Source organism: Yersinia sp. LJYL362 (genome assembly GCF_048323875.1).
On the sequence record NZ_JBLWEX010000247.1, the window covers coordinates 1 to 21,074 of the forward strand.

Sequence of the window (21,074 nt, forward strand, 5' to 3'; positions counted from 1 at the left end):
CCAACATCAAAGCCAGACGCGCAGCAACATCCGCTTGCGCCAGCGTTTCTTGTTCACCATTCCGCAAATCTTTTACAACCACTTGCTGTGCCGCCACTTCGCTTTCGCCAAGTATTAATGCCACACGCGCGCCCCACTTATCGGCGCGGGTGATTTGCTTTTTGAAATTGCCGCCGCCGTAATTGGTCATTAATTTCAGCGCTGGCATAACATCACGCACGCGTTCAGCAAGCTGCATCGCAGCACTTTGCGCCCCCTCACCCGATGAGATGAGATACACATCGACTGTTGCCGGTGCTTTGAACTCTGGATTAACGGCTTGTACCAACAGAACCAAACGCTCAAGCCCCATCGCAAAACCAACAGCTGGTGTGGCACGACCACCCAGTTGTTCAACTAAACCGTCGTAACGCCCACCGGCACAGACTGTGCCTTGTGCGCCTAAACTGTTGGTCACCCACTCAAATACCGTGCGGTTGTAATAATCCAAACCACGAACTAAACGTTCATTGACGGTATATGGGATGCCAGCCTGATTTAAAAGTTCACACAAACCGGCAAAATGTTGTTTTGATTCATCATCCAGATAATCAGACAGCTTAGGTGCATCATTAAGCAATTGTTGAACATCTGGATTTTTGGAATCCAGCACACGTAACGGGTTACTGTACATGCGACGCTTGCAATCTTCATCCAACACATCAACATGTTGTTCAAGGAAAGTCACCAGCGCTTCACGATAATCAGCGCGCGCATCCAATGAGCCGATGGAGTTCAATTCAAGCTGCACATGCTCTGATATCCCTAACGCACGCCACCAGCGAGCCGTCAGCAGTATCAATTCTGCATCAATATCAGGCCCTTGCAGACCGAAAACCTCAGCACCTAACTGGTGGAATTGACGGTAACGTCCCTTCTGTGGGCGCTCATAGCGAAACATCGGGCCGATATACCACAGACGCTGTTCCTGATTGTACAGCAGACCATGTTCAATGCCTGCGCGCACGCACCCTGCGGTACCTTCCGGGCGCAGAGTCAGACTTTCGCCATTGCGATCGTCAAAGGTATACATCTCTTTCTCAACCACGTCGGTGACTTCACCGATGGCGCGTTTGAATAACGGGGTCTGCTCTACAATCGGCATGCGAATTTCGCTGTAGCCATAGCCTGCCAGCACTTGCTTTAGAATGCCTTCAATACGCTGCCATATTGCCGTATCGGCTGGCAGGTAGTCGTTCATACCACGGATGGCTTGAATGTTCTTTGCCACGTCTGTTCTCTGTAGTTTTATACCCAGTTTACATGATGTTGCAGCGGTGTCGGCAGCAACGCCAATAACATTGGGCATAGTGCAAAAAATAAAGCCGATTATAGAGGCTTGCCGCCCACATATTCAATGGTGACAATTTGTCACCTCCACTGGCTCATTATAAAGCGGGCCATGCCCGCTTTTTTGTATTCAACGATAACGAATGATCGTGCTACTTATTTTTCTTCCAGCATATTGATAACTATTCGATTATTTGCATCGAGCATCGATGCTTTTGCACGAATTTTAGCTTCCAATTGATCAATCATCTTCTCGTTATCAAAACGTTCTCTCTGACGAACCCCATCTTCGTAGAAACCACTGTGGTTACGAGCACCAGTCACACCAATAGTAGAGACCAATGCCTCACCCGGCCCATTGACCACGCAGCCGATAATAGAAACATCCATTGGGGTAATCAGATCTTCTAACCGCTGTTCCAACGCGTTGACCGTACCAATAACATCAAACTCTTGGCGAGAACAGGTTGGACAGGCAATAAAGTTGATCCCGCGAGAACGGATCCGCAGTGATTTAAGGATATCAAAGCCAACTTTGACCTCTTCTACCGGATCGGCAGCCAATGAGATACGTAACGTATCGCCAATACCTTCTGACAACAAAAGGCCTAAACCAATAGCCGATTTTACGGAGCCGCTACGCGCGCCACCGGCTTCAGTTATCCCTAAGTGCAAAGGATTATTAATTTGCTTGGCCAGCAGACGGTAGGAGTTTACAGCCAAGAAAACATCGGAGGCTTTAACACTGACTTTAAACTGATCAAAGTTGAGACGATCAAGGATATCGACATGACGCATCGCAGATTCAAGCAGGGCTTCCGGCGTAGGTTCGCCATACTTTTCCTGTATATCTTTTTCCAGCGATCCACCATTGATGCCAATACGAATAGGAATATTATGGTGACGAGCACAATCAACCACAGAACGAATACGTTCTTCTGAACCGATGTTTCCAGGGTTAATTCGCAGGCAATCAACACCATACTCCGCAACTTTTAGCGCAATACGGTAATCGAAATGGATATCGGCAACCAACGGAACATTTGATTGCTGCTTGATTAACTTAAATGCCTCAGCCGCATCCATGGTCGGTACTGAAACTCGCACGATATCTACGCCAACACGTTCCAGTGCCTTAATTTGAGCAACAGTCGCATCAACATCAGTGGTTTTGGTATTGGTCATCGATTGCACTGCAATCGGCGCACCATCGCCAATAGGCACTTTACCGACGTAAATCCGGGTCGATTTACGGCGGATAATAGGGGATTCATTATGCATTACACACTCTCCTTTACAGTCGTGTAGTTTTCGCAACGCAGTAGTCTTTCAAAACCATTATCTTCCACAAGACAATGGCACTTGGTCAGAACCACAGAGTTGTTTGTCAAAAACACAATATTACTCTACACCGACAGTCAGGCGGGCTACGCGATTAGCCTTAATAAATTTACTCAAATCTACTGGGTTACCCTGATACGTAATCGTTAATGCACCTGGAGCACCAATGGTCAGCTTATAGGGAGCTTTCCCTGAGAGATTGAGAGTCGCGCCCCCTTTTTGGATACCACTAAATAATGTTTTTCCCGTTGCATCAACAACCTGTAGCCAACAATCAGCGGTAAAATTCATGACCAATGAGCTGACAGATGATGCAGTACCTGTTACTCCAGCATCTGCTGTAGGCAGGGGCGATTGCGCAGGAGAAACATTAGGCAAAGGTGCCTGACTTGGCGAAACAACCGCAGACTCCGCTGAAGTTGTTCCTTGAGGTGCTATTGTGTTGACAGGGCTGTTTGCCGTATCCACTGGCGCAGCACTGCTCGTCGCAGGTGCTGTACCATTTTCTGTTGGTGTTGACGGCTGGCTAGCCGCGACCGGAGCTTGAGTATCCACCGGGTTCGCAGGATCGCTATTATCATCAGATAGCGGCACAGATTGCCCACTATTTTGCGACAGTTGAGCAGAAGACTGATCAGCCATAGTGACTATTTCTGCTTGCTGCGCCTGATGATTTTGCCACCACCATGCCCCTGTCAGACCGAGCACAACCAACACAATAAGCCAGGTGAAACTCATCAACCAGCCATCACGTTTTTTATGCTTTTTGCCCAATGAGAAACTTTGCATCGGGGCAACTTTTGCCGCTCTGATCGGCGCTTGTTTTGCCAACATAGGCAACAGTTCATCTTCTGGAAGGTGAACCAGTTTAGCGTAAGAACGAATGTAGCCACGGTGGAATGTCGAGGCGAGATTAGCTTGTGCTTTATCCTCCTCAATATCACGGATTGTGGATACTTTCAGACACAGACGTTCTGCAACCATCTGCTGAGTGAGCCCTAGTGCTTCGCGGGCTTGACGCAGGCGCACACCTGTCGTCTCTGGAACAGTTTGATCTTGGGAGGCTTCAGTATTCATTAGCTAGAAAATGCTGGTACTGTTTGGATTGTGGAAAACTTCGCGCAAGCTGCTTGCCATAGCGTTGAACACTATCTTGACGGCCTGCTAGCGCGGCGAAACGAATTTGTAACCATAAACTTTCAGCACTGGCTGGAAGTACATGTTGATAAACATCCAGTAATAGTTGCGCCTGAGCGCGATTCCCTTCTCCAAAATGCCTTTGAGCTTCTGCAAGCAGCGGCTCACCTTTATCCGGATCATACTTCAATGCCCGACTCAAGAGTACCCGAGCCTGGTCATTTTGATTAGCCCGTAAAAAGCAATATCCAGCGTTTTCCAGACTATCTGCAACCTGACCGTAATCAGGCGACAATACAGCTGCGCTAAACTGTTGTTGGGCCGGTACATACTGCCCTAAACTACACAGAAACGCACCGTAATTATTCAGTACAGTGCCATTTCCTGGTGCCAGTTTCATCGCTTGCTGATAGCGCTGCTCCGCCGCATCGTTTTCACCGATGCGTTGCTCATAAAAAGCCATACCCAATTGAGCACGATAATCCTGTGGATCTGCCGCTACAGCCTTCTCAAAATTCTGCCGCGCAGCAGTAAGATCACCTTGCGCCAGATATTCTAAACCTAGTTGTAAACGTGTCTGCCCTGCGGTGGATTGGCTCGCTTTTTCCGGCGATGAACCAGAACAGCCCGCCAATATGGTCGCTATCAGGCAAACTCTCCACAGTCTTGTCAGCTTCATGCTTGCTCAATTGTCCTTATTTGTGAAAATACCCGTCGTCTGCAAGCTACAGCTATGTTAATCGCTGCACTTACCCGAATCAGGCACTTATGTTATTCCCATTAATGACTTTTGAATAACCTTTTTGTATCGGTTACCTAACAAATTATAAGTTGAATAACAAATAGTTATGCACAAACTAATGGCATCGTGAATCAGACTGTTTTAATCGCGATAGGTTCACCGGCCATTTTCTTTTTCAAACTGCGCTTGGTGCGATCAATCACCTCACCGGCCAATTGACCACATGCCGCATCAATATCATCACCGCGTGTCTTACGGACGATAGTGGTAAATCCGTATTCCATCAATACCTTAGAGAAACGATCCACCCGGCTGTTTGAGCTACGACCATAAGGTGCTCCCGGGAACGGGTTCCATGGGATCAAGTTAATCTTACACGGAGTGTCTTTTAAACATTCCGCCAACTGATGAGCTTGCTCAGTGCTGTCATTGATGTGATCCAGCATAACGTATTCAACCGTAACACGCCCACCATTGGCATTCGATTTCGCCAAATAACGGCGAACTGCGGCAAGGAAGGTTTCAATATTGTATTTACGGTTGATAGGCACAATTTCATCACGGATATCATCCGTCGGCGCATGCAATGAGATAGCTAAGGCAACATCAATCATATCGCCCAGTTTATCCAGTGCTGGCACCACACCAGAAGTCGACAATGTCACACGGCGTTTGGATAAACCGAAACCAAAATCGTCCATCATGATATCCATCGCGGGTACCACGTTATTCAAGTTCAACAGGGGTTCACCCATACCCATCATCACCACGTTGGTGATTGGACGAGTACCGGTTGATTTTAATGAACCGATAATCTTGGCCGCACGCCATACCTGGCCGATAATTTCAGAGACTCGCAGGTTGCGGTTAAAACCTTGCTGTGCCGTTGAACAGAATTTACATTCTAATGCGCAGCCGACCTGAGAGGACACACACAGCGTCGCACGCTCACCTTCTGGGATATACACCGTTTCGACTTGCTGATCGCCCACTTTGATGGCCCATTTAATGGTACCATCAGTGGAGCGCTGTTCTTGTGCCACTTCAGGTGCACGGATTTCAGCTACGCGCTGTAATTTGGCACGTAACCCTTTATTAATATCAGTCATTTGCTCGAAATCATCGTAGCAGTAGTGATACATCCACTTCATGACCTGATCTGCACGGAAAGGCTTCTCACCCATTTCGGCAAAAAATTCGCGCATTTGCTGACGATTTAAATCAAGTAGATTGATTTTGCTGGTTGCTGGTGCTGCGGTTGCAACCGCGTTGTCAGACAGGGGGGCAGCATCAATTGGCATTGATGCAGTTAATAATTGTTCAGACATGAGTTGTCGTGGCCTCGTTGTTACACTTTACGGCGCTGCGCTTTAAACCGGGTACGGCTTTCGAAACGGCGATGAATAAATAATAGAACGCCCCGGCAGAGATGTCTCCACCGGGGCGCAGCATTGTACAAATTTTAAAGCATGGATTCCATGATTGGAAAGGCGTACAGGCAACTTTATTGTTTCAGTTGATTAAACAAGCCAATCTAATTCACAAAATCAATTAATTAGCGGGGGCAAATTTCATTGTCGCTGAAGAAATAAGCGATTTCACGCTGAGCTGATTCAACTGCATCGGAACCGTGCACCGCATTCTCGGTGAAACTATCGGCGAAATCTGCACGCAGAGTACCTGCCAGTGCGTTGTCTGGGTTGGTTGCACCCATGATATCGCGGTGACGTTGAACGGCATTTTCGCCTTCCAGAACCTGAATCATGACCGGGCCTGAAGTCATAAACTCGACCAAACCATCGAAGAATGGGCGGCCTTTATGTTCAGCGTAAAAACCTTCAGCTTGTTCTTTGGTCAGATGCAGCATTTTTGCAGCAATAATTTTGAAACCAGCACTTTCAAAACGCGCATAAATGGCACCAATCTTATTTTTGGCAACAGCATTAGGTTTGATAATGGAAAAAGTACGTTCTACAGCCATGATAACCTCTATTGGATTTCTAATATTGACCGGACTCGGAACCCGCCGCATAAAATACTGTTTGGCTCGCGGGCAGTTCCTTTACTACAAAATTATGCCGACCCTGTACAGTGGCCGCCGATTATATGTGGGTGTTTGGCACTTGCATACGGAAATTACAACATTTTATTAAAAAACAGTTATCTTTATTCCTCACTTTTATGCACAAATCACACTTTACATAAAAATCTTTTGAGCCCCGCCCACATCAGTACTTGGTTATCAAAAAACCTTCAACATCAAAGTTCATTAATATATTGAAAACCCACCTTTTTTTTCACAATTGCCGATGGCTGGCTGATCACATCTGATACCAATGCCCGCTTTCCTTTCTTGGCCACATGCTCGGCCAAAGCCCGCATCGCTGCCGTACCCGCCCCGCGAATAACACCATTGGCAGTAGAATGAAGCACATCGTCTGGCCGGGTTAACGACCCCGCAACTCCGACATCAAATTCATTAATATCTACCGCCATCGCTATACTGACTACCTCGCCGGATAAACGAACAATCACATAAATATAATCCTCACGCGGCGTTCTTAACCAACTTTGAGCAACATCGCTCACCAAGCTGGCAGCAGAAATAACGTCATTCATTCCGTGATGCATATTAGGATTGCTTATCGTTTCAGCATTTGCAGTAATATATAAAGACTGCGAGGCCTGATGATACCGCTTGCGCCAATCCTCCACCACCGGCAGAACATTTTGCCTGGCTGTTTGCGTGGTTGCAGTTTCACCACTGATGATCTCAATATCAAAATGCAGTTCAGGATGCTCAACCCACTCGCCATGATGTTGTCTTCTGGGTACCGTCTCGACAAACTGAAAGTTTTGCAAGGCCAGCTCATAGCGGCCCTGAGGTAATAACTGCACCGCTTGTGGGGATAGGGCATTTGACTCTGGTTCATTGTGCCGTAAATAATCGCTATAGCTGAGTTGAGAAAAATCAAATGCTGTTTTTAACCGCGTCACGTTATCAATATTTTCCGCAACGAAGGTGCGAACATTTTCAACCAGACGTTGGTCTATCACCGGATCAGATACTGCATAGCCGGTATCCCCTGAATTAACAATACGTGATATGACCCGACCAAAATTTTCAGCATTCCAGGTACTAATGCTACTCCCAAATAGCAACGTAAAGTCAGTTAAAATATTTAATGTCCAGGTAATACAGGGAGGAATAGCCTGACGGCGCGAGCGCAAATGAGGAAGTATTTGGTCTTTCATTGAAACATGGCAAGCCAGGGCGGTTGCCGGTAAAGTTAATGATTTACCATTCATATCAGAATTAATATGAGTCAATATACCCTTAGGATCAGACGAGAGATCTAGCATCATTTTTTCAAAAGCGAAGGATTCATTATCTTTAATTTTTGGGAGTGGTTTAGATGTACCAGATACTTGTAATACTTTATTACTAGCACTGCTAAAAAAATCTCTCGCGTCAGTAATAAAATGGTCTACCTGATTACATCCCCCCTGGATAATATAATTATATAAGTTAAGCAGAGGGTCTAACCAACAGATGACTTTTCCTATAAAACTGCGCTCTATTCTGTGGTGTTCTTTTTCAACCGTCAGGACTATTTTATCTATTATTACTGGTTGCTTACTATTCTCGTTATTGATAAAAAACCTGACATTGGTATCATCAACATCAAACAAATAGCCCAATACAGGATAAATATTTATCACTTGGTCACCAGAGGATTCAACAAGTTGAAATTCAAAATATCCGCCACTAAATTTAGATAATAGGGATAAGGTATTACCATGACCACTTAATTCAAAGACGGCGGATTTGTTACTATGCTCATGAACAAATAAAATCTCTTTCCCCTTTATTTTAAAAATACCACCACCGGATATACCTATAGAATGATTATCTTTATTGGTTATATAAAAGCTAATCAACACTTGTTTTGAACCTATTCTTTTATCATCCCAATAGTTACCAAAAGCATATTGTACAGGAACAAGCATGCTATCTTTGATGACACAGTATTTATCACAGAGAAAGTGTTCAAACTGAGAAACCCGCATACTAGTAATATTATTGTTCATCCCTATATTTTCGAGGTTTGACTCAGAATGGCTCTCAGTTAGAGTAAAATAAACACCACCATACCCATCATTTTCATAGATAATTGCTTGAGTATCTTTAGGTAGCAGAATAGAGCTTATTTTATCATTGAGAGGGTTTAATATATGAGATCGTCGACCATAAGTCTCATTATATAAATCAATGCGTTCATTACCTGAGATACAAATCGAATCACCAGTAAAATTATCAAACTCATAAAAACAGGCGGCACTTCTAACCTTAAAGGAACTGATTGCATCATTTAAGTTTGCCCAACGTCGGGAGAATTCTAAATCAATACTTTCTTTAAATGTTAAATTTTCGCCTGAAAAATAGATATCTTTAAATACGGTCACTATCATCCCAGGGGGAATATAAATTGATGATATCCTATCATTCCATTCCGATCTAAGATCACTTACCGCCTGACCTTGAGAAGCACAAAAAGATTTCCCTTGATAACCTTCATCAGCAAAAAAACAGACTTTAGGTTGTTCAGCGAAAACATCTATAGTTGATATTATTAAAAATAATACTATAAATAAAAATTTATAAATCATCTCATTACTCTCCAGCCATACACTATAATGTGCTGGAGTTAATCTATCGAACAAATCAAAACCACAATATTATTTTATTTATTACAAAAAATTAATTAATAATGGAATATAAAAGCAAGTTATAGGTTATCAGCAATTAATTTACTACATGTATTCATTCTACGCGAAATAATACATTACTCACTAACCCACTCTCATCCAACACCGTAAGTTGATAGCGGCCAGGCATTGATAATGTCTGTATCCATGTTTGATTATTTTCAGTCACTGCCACTTGCTCCCCATTGAGGAACCACCAATGTTGCCCGCCCCCACCTTGGGCTTCCAGCCGAAGATCAAGATGAGTTTGGCCCGGTAAACGTTTCACTACCGCGCCATCACGGATACCCAAAATCAACAACGGAGCCACATCCATCCCTCCCTGTGGCGGGCATTCACTACTTGCCGCGGGCAGCCGATGACTACGGCGCTCTGTCATCGGGAGCCAGGGTTCGAGCGGCAAGGGCCACAATGCTAATGCGACCGGCGTAGCGCCCGGGCAATCAGCAGCGACTCGCTGGCCTGGTGGGTTCAACCAAATAGTGAACTGGCTGCCCTGCGTATTTTCCTGCCCAGGTGCGGCGAGTGTCGGCGGATGGGTGCCATCCAGAACCCAGCTTTGTCGACGTTGACGGCAATTAGTGTCTCCGGCCGCCAAAGGTTGCCCCCCCGGCCAGCAAATCTCTTCGCGACTGACGGACGATGGCCGGGGATCTCGGGGTAACGGGTGGCCGGTTTGCTGTACCCCATTCATTAGCAAGTTACTGACTTGATTGAGGATAGGGATAGCAGTGGCATAACCAAACTGCCCAGCGACCGGCGTGCCATCTGGCCGACCGACCCACACGCCAATAGTATAGCGCGCATTAATGCCAATCGCCCACGCATCACGGTAGCCATAACTGGTACCAGTTTTCCATGCCAACGGTACCGTGGTGGGTAAAATATCGTCCGGTAATGGTCGGGCTTCCCCCGCCATAATTCGTCGGGTAATCCACGCTGCTCCCGGTGAAAACAAGCGCCGTTCCTGTATCTGCTGTTGTGGCTCGAACCGCAACGTTGCCGCCATTCCGCCCCGCGCAAAAGCGCTGTAGGCTGCGACTAATTGGTCAAGCCGTGAACCTGTACCGCCGAGGATCACTGCCAAGCTGGGTTCACTGTGCAGTGGGAAACGTAAGTCCAAACCGCCATTACGTAAGTTGGCGGTAAAACGCTTAGGGCCATATGCTTCGAGTAATTGTACCGCTGGCAGATTTAAAGAGCGCACCAAAGCCTCGCTGGCACTGACCGGGCCGTGGAAACCGGTATCAAAGTTACCGGGCCGATAATCGCCAAAGCGGCGCGGCACATCTTGTAACAGTGACTCAGCATGGATCAAACCATCATCCAATGCCATCGCATACAGGAATGGCTTCAGTGTTGACCCCGGCGAGCGCCAGGCACTGACCATATCCACATGGCCGAAGCGACGATCATCCTGAAAATCGACTGAACCGAGGTAAGCACGCACATTCATGGTGGTATGGTCTACCACCAGCAATCCCAATGAAGTTTTCTCGGGGAGTTGATGACGCCAACCTGCAGCCATATCTTCCAGCTGGCGCTGTAAACCTGCATCCACAGTGGTGTTAATCACTTCCCGCTGGTTACCTGCCGTTAAGCGCCGCGCTAACAATGGCGCTAATTGCGGAACCTGACGCGGTGCCAGCCAGATATCTTCTTGTTTGATATCAGCCACCTGCTCAGACGACCACACCTGATAATCCGCCAGCCGACTTAACACTTTATCGCGCGCAGCTTTAGCTCGCAGTGGATAGCGATCCGGGCGCAAGCGGCTCGGTGCCTGGGGCAACGCGGCCAATAACGCGGCTTCTGCCGGCGTTAATTGTGAGGGTGGCTTACCCAAATATGTCCAACTGGCCGCGCCAATGCCTTGCAACGTGCCACCGAAAGGGGCGCGGTTAAGATAGATTTCGAGAATTTTGTCTTTCGAAAAGTGCCATTCCAGCTGAGCCGTTCGCCACACCTGGCGCAATTTACCCGCTAATGTGCGGGGATGTGGGTCAATCAGGCGGGCAACTTGCATTGAAAGTGTGCTGCCACCAGACAGAATCTTACCTGCGCGCAAATCCTGCCAGGCAGCGCGCGCCAGTGCCAATGGATTCACTCCGGGATGAGAATAAAACCAGCGATCTTCAAAGGTCAGCAGCGCTTGCAAGTAATAAGGGGAAACCTCTTGCAGCGTCACCGGATAACGCCAAACCCCGTCAGCATCGGCAAAGCGCCATAACGGTGTCCCATCCTCGGCGACCACTACCCGCGCAACCTGCACTTCAGTCAGTGGAAGCGGCCAGCGTTTATCCGCCAGCCACAAGATAGCCGGAAACAGCACTACAATAAGCGCCAGCACCCAGATTTTACGGCGATGACGGGCAAAGTATGTTTTTAGCATCAAAGATAGGTAGCTCCCCTTTTACCTGTAACCGCAAAAGGGGAGTCAGTGTTTACTTAACTATTTCAAGCTGTGGCACCGTGCTGCCCAGCGCCCGCCAATCTGGAACATACATCGATTCCACCTGTGGCGCAGGCACCTGATAAATCCCCGGCGTCACTGCGCGTGCCAGATATAACAATGTCGTATGGCGGTAAGCATCAACATTGACTGCGGCAACATAGCGGTCATCTCGGAACTCCTGATGCTTGATATCCGACTGCTGCATATCCTGCATCAACTCGGTCACACTGCTGGCACTCTCCCCCAGGCTGGCGCTGCTGTCACCCAAGTTCTGGTTTTCCAGTTCCAAACCGGCTGGCAGCAAATCGACCACCAGCGCATCGGGTACCCGTTTATCAGCCCAGACATCTAAATGCACCAGAACTAACTCGCCACTCTTCAATTGGGATAAGCGTAGCGGCTGACCGTCAAGCCCAATATAACTGCGAGTGATATGTAAATTGTTGCTGTACGGCGCTGGCGTTTGTTGTGGATATCCCACCACATTCATGCGGCTATATAATGCAACGTCGCCGCGATTTTGTAATTGCAGACCGCCCGCCAATTGTTGTGCTGACCAGTTTTGATTCAATGCTGCACTTTGCGTCAGTGTCTCGGCCTGCTCAATTGGCTCAACTTGCGGTGCAATCGCCACTTGCCACGGCGTTTCTGCCCCACTCATCAATGTACGACCCGCGAGGAATACCGCATTGCTCTCTTGCGTTGATAGGTAGTTACGGCTGCTCAACGCATCAGACAGTGCCAATAGGCGCGTATCACGATCTTGCGCCAGCAGGTTATTGTCAGTTAGCAGTGCCAAAATCAGGGCGTCATCGCGCAATGAACTGCCGTAATCCTCCAGCCAATAGTCTTTATCACTGCGGGTGATATTCAGCCCTTGCGTAATCGCTTCTTTGGCGCGAGGCATATCTCCCATCAATTTCAGTGCCACACCCAACTGCACCAACGGCAAACCGGAGCGCGCATCATTGCTACGGGTATATAATTGGCGCAAAGCACCCAATGAAGCTTGCTGCTGTTGTGCCAATACCAAGCCCGCGTATGCTTGCACTGCAAAGCGCGTATGTTTGGTCTGTTCGCTGTAACGAATTTCAATTTGACTCGGATCTTGCAAATAGCGCTGCAAACGATTATTCGCCGCCGTGAGTGCAGCCACCGGCACACTGTACCCCTGCTGGCTGGCGCGATAGAGGAAGTCAGTGGCATACGCCGTCAGCCAGAACTCTTCCGGGCTATCATTACTCCACAAACCGAAACCGCCGTTATAGCGCTGCATGCTGAGCAAATGCTCGATACCGACATCAATACTTTTACGCCGTTTCTCGTCACTATCGGCTTTAATGCCGAGTGCCGTCAGTTGGGCATAATTGCTGTACAACGACGGATACAACCCGCTCACCGTCTGCTCCAAGCAGCCATAAGGATAAGCATATAATTCAGTGATATAGCGCGCTAAATTCAGCGGTGGCCGGCTGGTTATCAGCAGTTGCCCTTGTAGCGTTTCAGGAGCCAGACCTTTGGTCGCCTCCGCTGGCAGATTCCAGCTTTCACCGCTATGCAACACATTGGCGAAATGGCGTGTCTGGGCAGGATAAGCTGGCCGTACACCTATTTTCCAATGATGCTGATAATCGGGCAGTTTCTCATTCGGTAAAACCATACCAGTAATAGTCAGGCCGATATCACCCTGCCCAAAACCATTCAACGCCCGCACCGGGATCAGCACTGTCTTGCGCTCGCCATTTGCCAGCGAAATAGTTTGGGTTGGCGCGCCATTGAGTGCCAGTAAATCGCTGGCAGCCCAGTTAAGTGACAGCGTCTGCGGCTGACCGGATAGATTACTTAAATCCAATGCCAGTTGGGTGCTATCTCCTCCCGCCAGAAAACGCGGGGTGGCGAGTTGGGCAATCAGCGGAGCCGCGACCACCACCTTAGACTCAGCTTTACCGAAATCTTCATCACTCCAGGCTTGCGCCATCAGACGTAACTCACCGTTAAAGTCAGGAATAGCCAGCTCGATAGTGCCTTCACCCTGCGCGTTTAATGTCACCGGCTGGGCCTGTTGCGCCACAATAGTGACTTCAGTTATCGGTTTCTTACCGCCGCGGGATAGCGCGTCTTCGTCATCTCCATCACCACCAAAGCGCAGGCTTGCCAGACGGCCCTGCCCTTCAATTAATTGCCCGTAAACATCATATTGGTCGGCGCTGTAGCGCTTGCGGCCAAAGAAGGCGTCATAGGGATCGGGCGTGGCGTAATCAGTAATATTCAGAATCCCGCTGTCGACCGCCGATAGCAACACCTGCACTTTCTCAGGTAACGGCGCACCGCTGCGGCTGGCTTTTACTTTTACCGTTAAAGTCTGATTAGGACGAATGCGCTCTGGTGATTCCAGCTCTAGCGCTAATTTGCGGGTTTCATCAACCAGCGGCAGATGCAGCAAACCAATGGCGCGTTTTGGTGTCGCCTGCTGTGACTTATCACCAGGGCGAATCACTGTCGCACTGAGATATAAATCATGTCGATTCCACTCTTTGTTAATCGGCACTTCAACCTCAGCGCCTCCAGCTGGAATAGTCACTTCCTGCCACCACAATGGGCCATCACTGGATTCCACCAGCAGATAGCCATTACCGGCAGCCGGTGCTTCAATATGCAGTTTTACTTTTTCGCCAGGTCGGTAAGCCGGTTTATCCAGTGTCAGTTTGACCTGATCTGGCCGCACAGCACCACTGCCTGCGGTATTATCCTGCCAGCTGTAACCGGCCCAGAAACGAGAGCTGCTGACTAATTCATTATCTGGATTACTCACCTCAATACGATATGCGCCCCACTCCACCGGGAAGCTGACTTTAGCGCTACCGTCTGCGGGAACATTCACTGACTGCTCTGCCAGAGTCAGATCTTTTTTATCATACAGTGACTGCCAGCCATCACTTTCTGACCACTGCCAGTAGTAATCGCGGCGCTCACGCACCAACTTCGCTTTCAAACCCTTCGCCGCCAGTTTTTCACCATCAGCATTGGCATAAATAATTTCAAAATCAGCCGTGGTGTCCTGATCGACCATCGCCTGTGATTTATAACTGTCACTGCGATAATCATAAACTTGCTGCTTGTTGAATAACGGGCGAATACCGACCAGCGCATCGGCTGGCCACAAAGCTTGCTCAGCGCGCCGCGTGACTGGCCGCCCGCCAGATTCCAGCAAACTGGCCTGTAAAATCAGCTTCAGTGGTGATTGCGCATTCTGCCAACTGTTATCAACTTCAACCTCAGTTTGGCCGTCGCTGTTAAGTGTGGTATCAAACTCATCCAAGGTACGCGAAAGGTTTTCTTCGATAATCGAACCGAATTCAAAACCGGGTAATGAGGCAACCGCTTCGCGCAATGGGCGCAGGAATAATTGGCCTTGCAATCGGTTACCGGCTGCCGGAGCGCCGTAGAGATAGCGGCCAGTGATGGCAAAACTGGCTTCGCTGTCAGTGGCGATCGGTTCTTTGCTGGTGGCAATCTCAAGCGCCATCCGTTCTGGCAGGAAGTCTTCCACCTTAAATTTGTACAGGCGCGGCTGGTTATCGCCCAAATTCATGCGCAATGACCACTCGCCGGTCGGGCCATTTTCTGCAATCGCGTACTGGTATTGATACAAACCATCCTGTGGCTGCCAGACAAAACTGCGTACCACTTGATTATCCGGCTTGAGAATATCCACTTTAACCGGTTGGGTGGTCAGTGGTTTACCATCAGCATCGCGCAGCAACCCATTGACAATTAACGTCTCTCCGGGGCGATACAAGTCGCGTGGGCCAAAGACGAAAAACTGTTTCTGGAAACCTTCTGGCCCGGCAATATCAAACTCAGCCAGATCCAGCGCCGGAGCATTGAGGTCAATCAGGCTCGTCTGCCCGTTTTGCGCAGCCAGTAGCAATTTGGCTTTGGCATTCTTTTCTAGTTGTGCATGGCCCTGAGCGTCAGTCTCAACCTGTTCCAGCACCTGGCCTTTTTCATCCAGTAATTGTAGCGACACGCCTTTCAAGGCCGCTCCGCCTGCCAATGCTTGGGTAAAGACATCCATCCGGTCATGGTAGCGATGTAACGAAACACCAATATCACTCAGGGTAAATAAGGTGGCTGCATTGGTGTAACTGTATTGCCCGGCTTGTTGCATCACCGCCAGATAGACACCCGATTCTTGCAACGGCTTGATATCGGCGAGCGGGAGTAATAACTTTTCGCGGGTATTGGCGGCAGGATTAAGGTCAAAACGACCGGTATAGACCAGATCAGCCATTTTCAGCAGTTCATCTGATTCCCAGTTCGACAATGCACTGCGGTATTGCCAGCTGGCGAGGAAATTAGCCAGACTGCTTTGCTTGATGCGGAAAAAATTAACATCAACACTATCAACATTGAGCGCCATCACTGGCAAACCTTGGGCCAATTTACCCGGTAACAAAGAACCTTTGCTAGCAAAACCGACACTTGGCTTGATATCGCGAGTGGTTATTTCCTGCTGCTGTTGTTTACCCAGCTCAGCACCACCGATACCTTGCAACGTGCTATCGACGGTCAGCAGTAATTTACGCTCAGGTTTAAGATGGCGTAGCCGTAGCTCCATCAGGTTGTCAGACAGCTCCCAGGCTCCGTCTATTTTTCCACTAACGGTATCAACCAAATGAACCCGTGAGGAGAATTCTTGCTTGGGATCCAATGGCTGCGAGAAAGTCAGCACCATGGCACTGGCCCCCTCGAGTTGTAGCTCAGAGGCATCCAGTAAAGTGAGCGGCTGATCGGCATGCTGTTTTGCCAATTCCGCCAACTTATTTGCATCGTTTATTTTGCTCGCCGGCGCTTTAGCTACCGATTCACTTACCTGTGTGGATGCCGGAGCAGAGGGTCCCGCAACATCCTTATTTTCGCTCTTGTCATCACAGCCAGCCAAAAATACGACAGCACTGACCAAGAGGGCCAGTTGGCACGCTCTCATTTTCGATATTAACCGATGCAAACCATTGTGATTCATATCTTGCTCCCTGATTGATAGCAAGATTATAGCATTGGTATGAAAGGGAATATAGGGAGAGACTAATCCGGTTATTTTCTTTATAAAAAAGAATAATTGGTTCACTTTAATATGGGCCTCCTCAGTCAATTAACACTAAAAATCTATTTAATATTTTTTTAATATTTTTTTAAATTAACCCCAAAAAACCATGCTGACAATGTAAAGGTCGCAAAAACACCATATAAAACAACAACAAATAAAGAAAAAACTGAAATAATTAATCTATCTTAAATAAAATTAATATAAAAATGATGATTTGATATTTTAATAAATAGGAATATCAGCATCGCATCGTTATATTTCTCCCCACATTTTGTCGTTATTACCTCTCTTGAGTATTTCGTTTATTAGAGTTCACCTATAAATAGGAATTTATAAAACTATGAATCATCGCAATACATTAAATACGCGTTTATTACCGTTATCTATTTTGATCTCATCTTTGGTGTCTGGTGGGGCAATGGCTGCATCAACATCTACATTTACACCCGGTGCAACTCTTGGTATGGGGAATGGTGGGGTCTTTACCGTCGGCGAAGTTGAAGTTAAAGAAAAAAGCATCTTTGAAAAACTGAACGACTATCTAACCCAAAATCTGATTACTCTAGAACAGTATGAGAAGCTAAAAACAGACTTAGAAACAAAAGAGCAGAAATTGCTCGACAAATCAAAAGCGCAGACCGCATTTGAAGATGCACAAGATAAAGCCGACGAACAGAAAGAGGCAGCATCACTTCAAGATAAACTAAATACTCAGCTCCAAGAAAAACTTAAAGCGGCAGAAGTAGCTAAAAATAAGGCTGAAGACAAAAAAAACCTGAAGATTCAAGAAAAAGATACAGCCATCGCTGCTATCAATCTGGATCCAGCAGATAAAGATATTCAGGCAAAAATTGCCAAGGCAATAGCGTCAGCCAATCAAGATCTTAAAGCTAAAACAGATATTCAGGCAGAAAAGGAACAAGCGTTTAGTATCGCTGAACAAGATAAAAATGCGCATGAACAAAAAATCCAAGATTTGGTTCAAAAGATACTTGAAGTCGACGGTGAATTAAACACAGCCAAAAACACAGAACAACCGCAGTTGGAGGCAGAAGTTAATAAGGCGGAGAAGTCGAAAGAAGATACATTAGCTGACGATCAGTCACCTCTGGCTATAGCCCAAAAAGCGCATGAGCAAACTAAGAATGATCTTATTAGCTCAGATACTACCAAAAAAGTAGCAGCTGAAAAGAATAAAGAGAAGTACGACGAAGAACTAAAACCCTTTGATGAGAAAATCTCTAAGGCCAAGCAAGAACTTGATAATATTGAACTTAAAATCAATGAGTTAACCAAAAAAACCACAACTATTGGCGACGAGAAAAATACTGCTGACGGAGAGACAAAAACTAAAGAAAATATAGTTAACACCACTAAAAAAGCGAAAGAGGAAGCAGAGCAAAAAACCGCAGCAGCACAAACTGAAGCTGGCAAAGCGAAAGCGGTAGCAGATGCTATTGTAGAGGCAGAAGCAGCAACAGCCGCCGCAGAAAAAGTGGAGAAGACATATAATTCATTATCTTCAATCGCGTCTTATACTGATAAAGCTAATACAGCTGCACAAAAACAACAATCAGATGCTGAAAATGAACTACAAACTAAAACTGGCGAATTAAACACAGCCAAAGAGGCTGTTGTAGCGCTAAACCAAGCTAAACCTGCTACTGACCAGCCAGTCATTGATCAAACTATCGCTGTAGGCGAAACACAACAAGTTATCGCAAATACACAGGCAATCGCCACGCAAGTTGCCGGCGGCACACAAAATGTGGAAACAGGCGGAGAGATCATTGGTAGCATTATTAGTGAAGATGGCACGGTAAACCTGGCGCTTGGCGCACTGGCGAATAGCACGGTTATCACCAAAGGCAGCATGGAAAATAACAGTGGTACGGATAAGAATACCGTCGTTGGTGCAGAAGGCGTCTTAGCCCTTAAAGGGGCAAGTGACACTGAACTCGCTCAATCAAAAGGTGCGGTGATTGCACAGGGCGGCAAGGTGACAATAGCACAGTACTCTTTAGTCAGTGATATGGTCAGTGAAGGTGAGATTATCGCTACAGATGGAGCTATGATTTCTAAAGCGAATATCAAGGGCGGGAACTTAACTCTACGAAGCAAAGCCATTGCCACGGATACTGTACTAAATGATGGTATTTTCACCGTCGAAACTGGTGCTGGAGCAACAGGTACGACAGTAAATGGCGGCCAATTCATTGTTAATGATGGTGCAACTGTCCAGAAAACCGTATTGAACAACAGCCAATTTGACCTTAAGGCTAAGGCAACGGCTGAGCATACTATTGTTAATAAAGGCGCAACATTCATCGTAAGTGGTGAGGGCACAGCCAAAGATACCAAAGTAAAAGGCGGCATCTTTGAGCTTAAATCGAAAATGCAGGCAATGAAGCTGGAAGTTGACGATGGCCTGGCCCTGATTGGCAGCGCTTTGGAAGGCGTAACGCTAAATGGTGGCACCACCATTTTCGATAAAGCAGCCGAGATCACTGGTACCATTGAAGCTAATAAAGGCAGCTTCCTAAGTGTCCATGAGGGCGCAAAAACCGAGAGCGCAGACCTGAACTTAGCCGGTAACATGGTATTTGTAGCCGAAGATGCACCACAGACTGCACTACACAGAAATTCCCGCGCGGCCTTTAACGGCATCAATGGCAAGCCAGCAAAATTCGCCTTCCAAAAAGTGAAATTGGCCGGTGGTAGCATTGATATGAGCCAAACCAACGCTCAGTTGACCATGCAATCACTGGACGGTAAAGGTAGCTTTAACCTGGGTTCAGCCCTGTATAACCACGCTACTGCACCACTAAATGTAACCGGTGATGCTAATGGTGACTTCGATGTTCAGATCAACGACAGCGGTGTAGCTCCAGCCAACTTAAATATCGTTGATGTGAAAGGTGTTAACACTGCGCGCTTTGCACTCTCCAATGGCCCGGTCAATTTGGGTAACTACAAGCACAACCTGGTCAGTGATGGCAAAGGCGGCTTCAAACTGGTAGCCGATAAAACGGCATTGACCCCGGGTGCGGCAGGTATTCTGGCCGTAGCCAATACCACACCGACGATCTTTAACGCTGAATTAAGTTCAATTCAGAATCGTTTGGATAAGCAAAGTGCATCGGCTAACGAAAGTGGCGTGTGGCTCACTTACCTGAACGACAACTATGATGTGAAAGGCACGGCAACTAACTTCAAACAGAAGTTGAACGGCATGACCTTGGGTGGCGATAAAGCAATGGAACTGGGCGAGGCGGTATTTAGTATCGGTGCCTTTGCCAGCCACAGTAGCTCAAATATTAAGTCCGACTACCAAAGCAGCGGCAGTGTAGAAAGCAACTCATTGGGTGCTTATGCGCAATATCTGGCAAATAGCGGCTATTACCTGAATGGTGTGATGAAAACCAACCAGTTTAAACAGAATCTCAACGTCACGGCTAAAGGCAGCAACGCCAGTGGCAATGCTAACTTCTCTGGTCTGGGGCTGGCAGTAAAAGCGGGTAAACATATCACTATTGATGAGCTGTATGTTTCACCATTTGTTGCTATGAGCAGCTTCACCTCCGGCAAAAGTCAGTACCAACTATCTAACGGTATGGAAGCACAGAGCCAAGGCGCTCGTACTACCACCGGCACTATTGGTATGAATACCGGTTATCGTTTTGTATTGAACAGCGGTGCTGAAATTAAACCTTACGCTATCTTCTCCGTCGATCACGATCTGATGGCGAAAAATGATGTAGTGATTAACAACGAAATGTTTGATAACAGCCTGAAAGGGACTCGTGCAAATGCCGGTGTGGGTGTCAATGTCAACCTGACCTCTAACCTGTCTGTCGGTTCTGAAGTTAAGGTTTCTAAAGGTAAGAACATTGCAACCCCAATGACCATCAATATGGGCGTTGCTTACACCTTCTAAAACAGCATAAGTTCTTCATGTAGCAATGATAGTTCTGTGTGACATAAGGGGAGCCAATTGGCTCCCCTTATTATTATTTATTAATGACTGCTTGTATTAATGACTGCTTGAAGGAATCGCATTTCTCAGCCAGCTGCCCCATCTGCGCTGGTAAAATGCCTGGGTATGCGTCATCAGATAGTGACTGACTCCCCGCTCGTTCTCATTCACCACACAAAAATCGACCGGGCCATCATCAGGCGCATGGTCACTG

Annotated in this window: 11 protein-coding genes; 1 reads left to right on the forward strand and 10 read right to left on the reverse strand. The window is 47.2% G+C overall.

What is annotated here, in order from left to right; all coding sequences use genetic code 11:
* The 9 genes from hisS to ACNSO8_RS14365 all read right to left on the reverse strand — a co-directional run.
* The coding region (gene hisS / locus ACNSO8_RS14325) for a histidine--tRNA ligase (protein WP_418395026.1) at window positions 1–1,270 on the reverse strand (1,270 nt) is incomplete at its 3' end.
* A gap of 215 nt (window positions 1,271–1,485) precedes the next feature.
* Window positions 1,486–2,610 carry a flavodoxin-dependent (E)-4-hydroxy-3-methylbut-2-enyl-diphosphate synthase gene (ispG, locus tag ACNSO8_RS14330; RefSeq protein WP_019081819.1) on the reverse strand — a complete coding sequence of 375 codons (1,125 nt, stop codon included), beginning with the start codon at window positions 2,608–2,610 and terminating at the stop codon, window positions 1,486–1,488.
* A 120-nt stretch (window positions 2,611–2,730) separates the two neighbouring features.
* Window positions 2,731–3,747 (reverse strand): cytoskeleton protein RodZ, encoded by a 1,017-nt coding sequence (gene rodZ / locus ACNSO8_RS14335; protein WP_411918485.1) that lies wholly within the window; start codon window positions 3,745–3,747, stop codon window positions 2,731–2,733.
* Complete coding sequence (gene pilW / locus ACNSO8_RS14340; protein WP_050159875.1) at window positions 3,737–4,486, reverse strand: type IV pilus biogenesis/stability protein PilW; 750 nt, start codon at window positions 4,484–4,486, stop codon at window positions 3,737–3,739. Before pilW ends, rodZ begins: the two co-directional genes overlap by 11 nt.
* Before the next feature lie 194 nt (window positions 4,487–4,680).
* Window positions 4,681–5,850, reverse strand: a complete 1,170-nt coding sequence (locus ACNSO8_RS14345) for a bifunctional tRNA (adenosine(37)-C2)-methyltransferase TrmG/ribosomal RNA large subunit methyltransferase RlmN (protein WP_227747492.1) — start codon at window positions 5,848–5,850, stop codon at window positions 4,681–4,683.
* A gap of 254 nt (window positions 5,851–6,104) precedes the next feature.
* Window positions 6,105–6,530, reverse strand: a complete 426-nt coding sequence (ndk, locus tag ACNSO8_RS14350) for a nucleoside-diphosphate kinase (protein ID WP_019083711.1) — start codon at window positions 6,528–6,530, stop codon at window positions 6,105–6,107.
* A 278-nt stretch (window positions 6,531–6,808) separates the two neighbouring features.
* Complete coding sequence (locus tag ACNSO8_RS14355) at window positions 6,809–9,220, reverse strand: peptidase inhibitor family I36 protein (RefSeq protein WP_411928004.1); 2,412 nt, start codon at window positions 9,218–9,220, stop codon at window positions 6,809–6,811.
* A 154-nt stretch (window positions 9,221–9,374) separates the two neighbouring features.
* Window positions 9,375–11,711, reverse strand: coding sequence for a peptidoglycan glycosyltransferase PbpC (gene pbpC / locus ACNSO8_RS14360; RefSeq protein WP_418395027.1), 2,337 nt, complete (start codon window positions 11,709–11,711; stop codon window positions 9,375–9,377).
* Window positions 11,712–11,763: 52 nt separating this feature from the next.
* The gene (locus ACNSO8_RS14365) at window positions 11,764–16,800 is read right to left on the reverse strand and encodes an alpha-2-macroglobulin family protein (RefSeq protein ID WP_418395028.1); all 5,037 of its coding nucleotides are present in this window, start codon (window positions 16,798–16,800) and stop codon (window positions 11,764–11,766) included.
* 424 nt (window positions 16,801–17,224) lie between these two features.
* Here ACNSO8_RS14365 and ACNSO8_RS14370 point away from each other — a divergent pair, with 424 nt between their 5' ends.
* A complete protein-coding gene (locus ACNSO8_RS14370) occupies window positions 17,225–20,821 on the forward strand; it encodes an autotransporter outer membrane beta-barrel domain-containing protein (RefSeq protein ID WP_418395029.1) in 3,597 nt (1,198 codons plus the stop codon).
* A gap of 96 nt (window positions 20,822–20,917) precedes the next feature.
* Here ACNSO8_RS14370 and ACNSO8_RS14375 read toward each other — a convergent pair.
* The coding region (locus ACNSO8_RS14375; protein WP_418395030.1) for an enhanced serine sensitivity protein SseB C-terminal domain-containing protein at window positions 20,918–21,074 on the reverse strand (157 nt) is incomplete at its 5' end.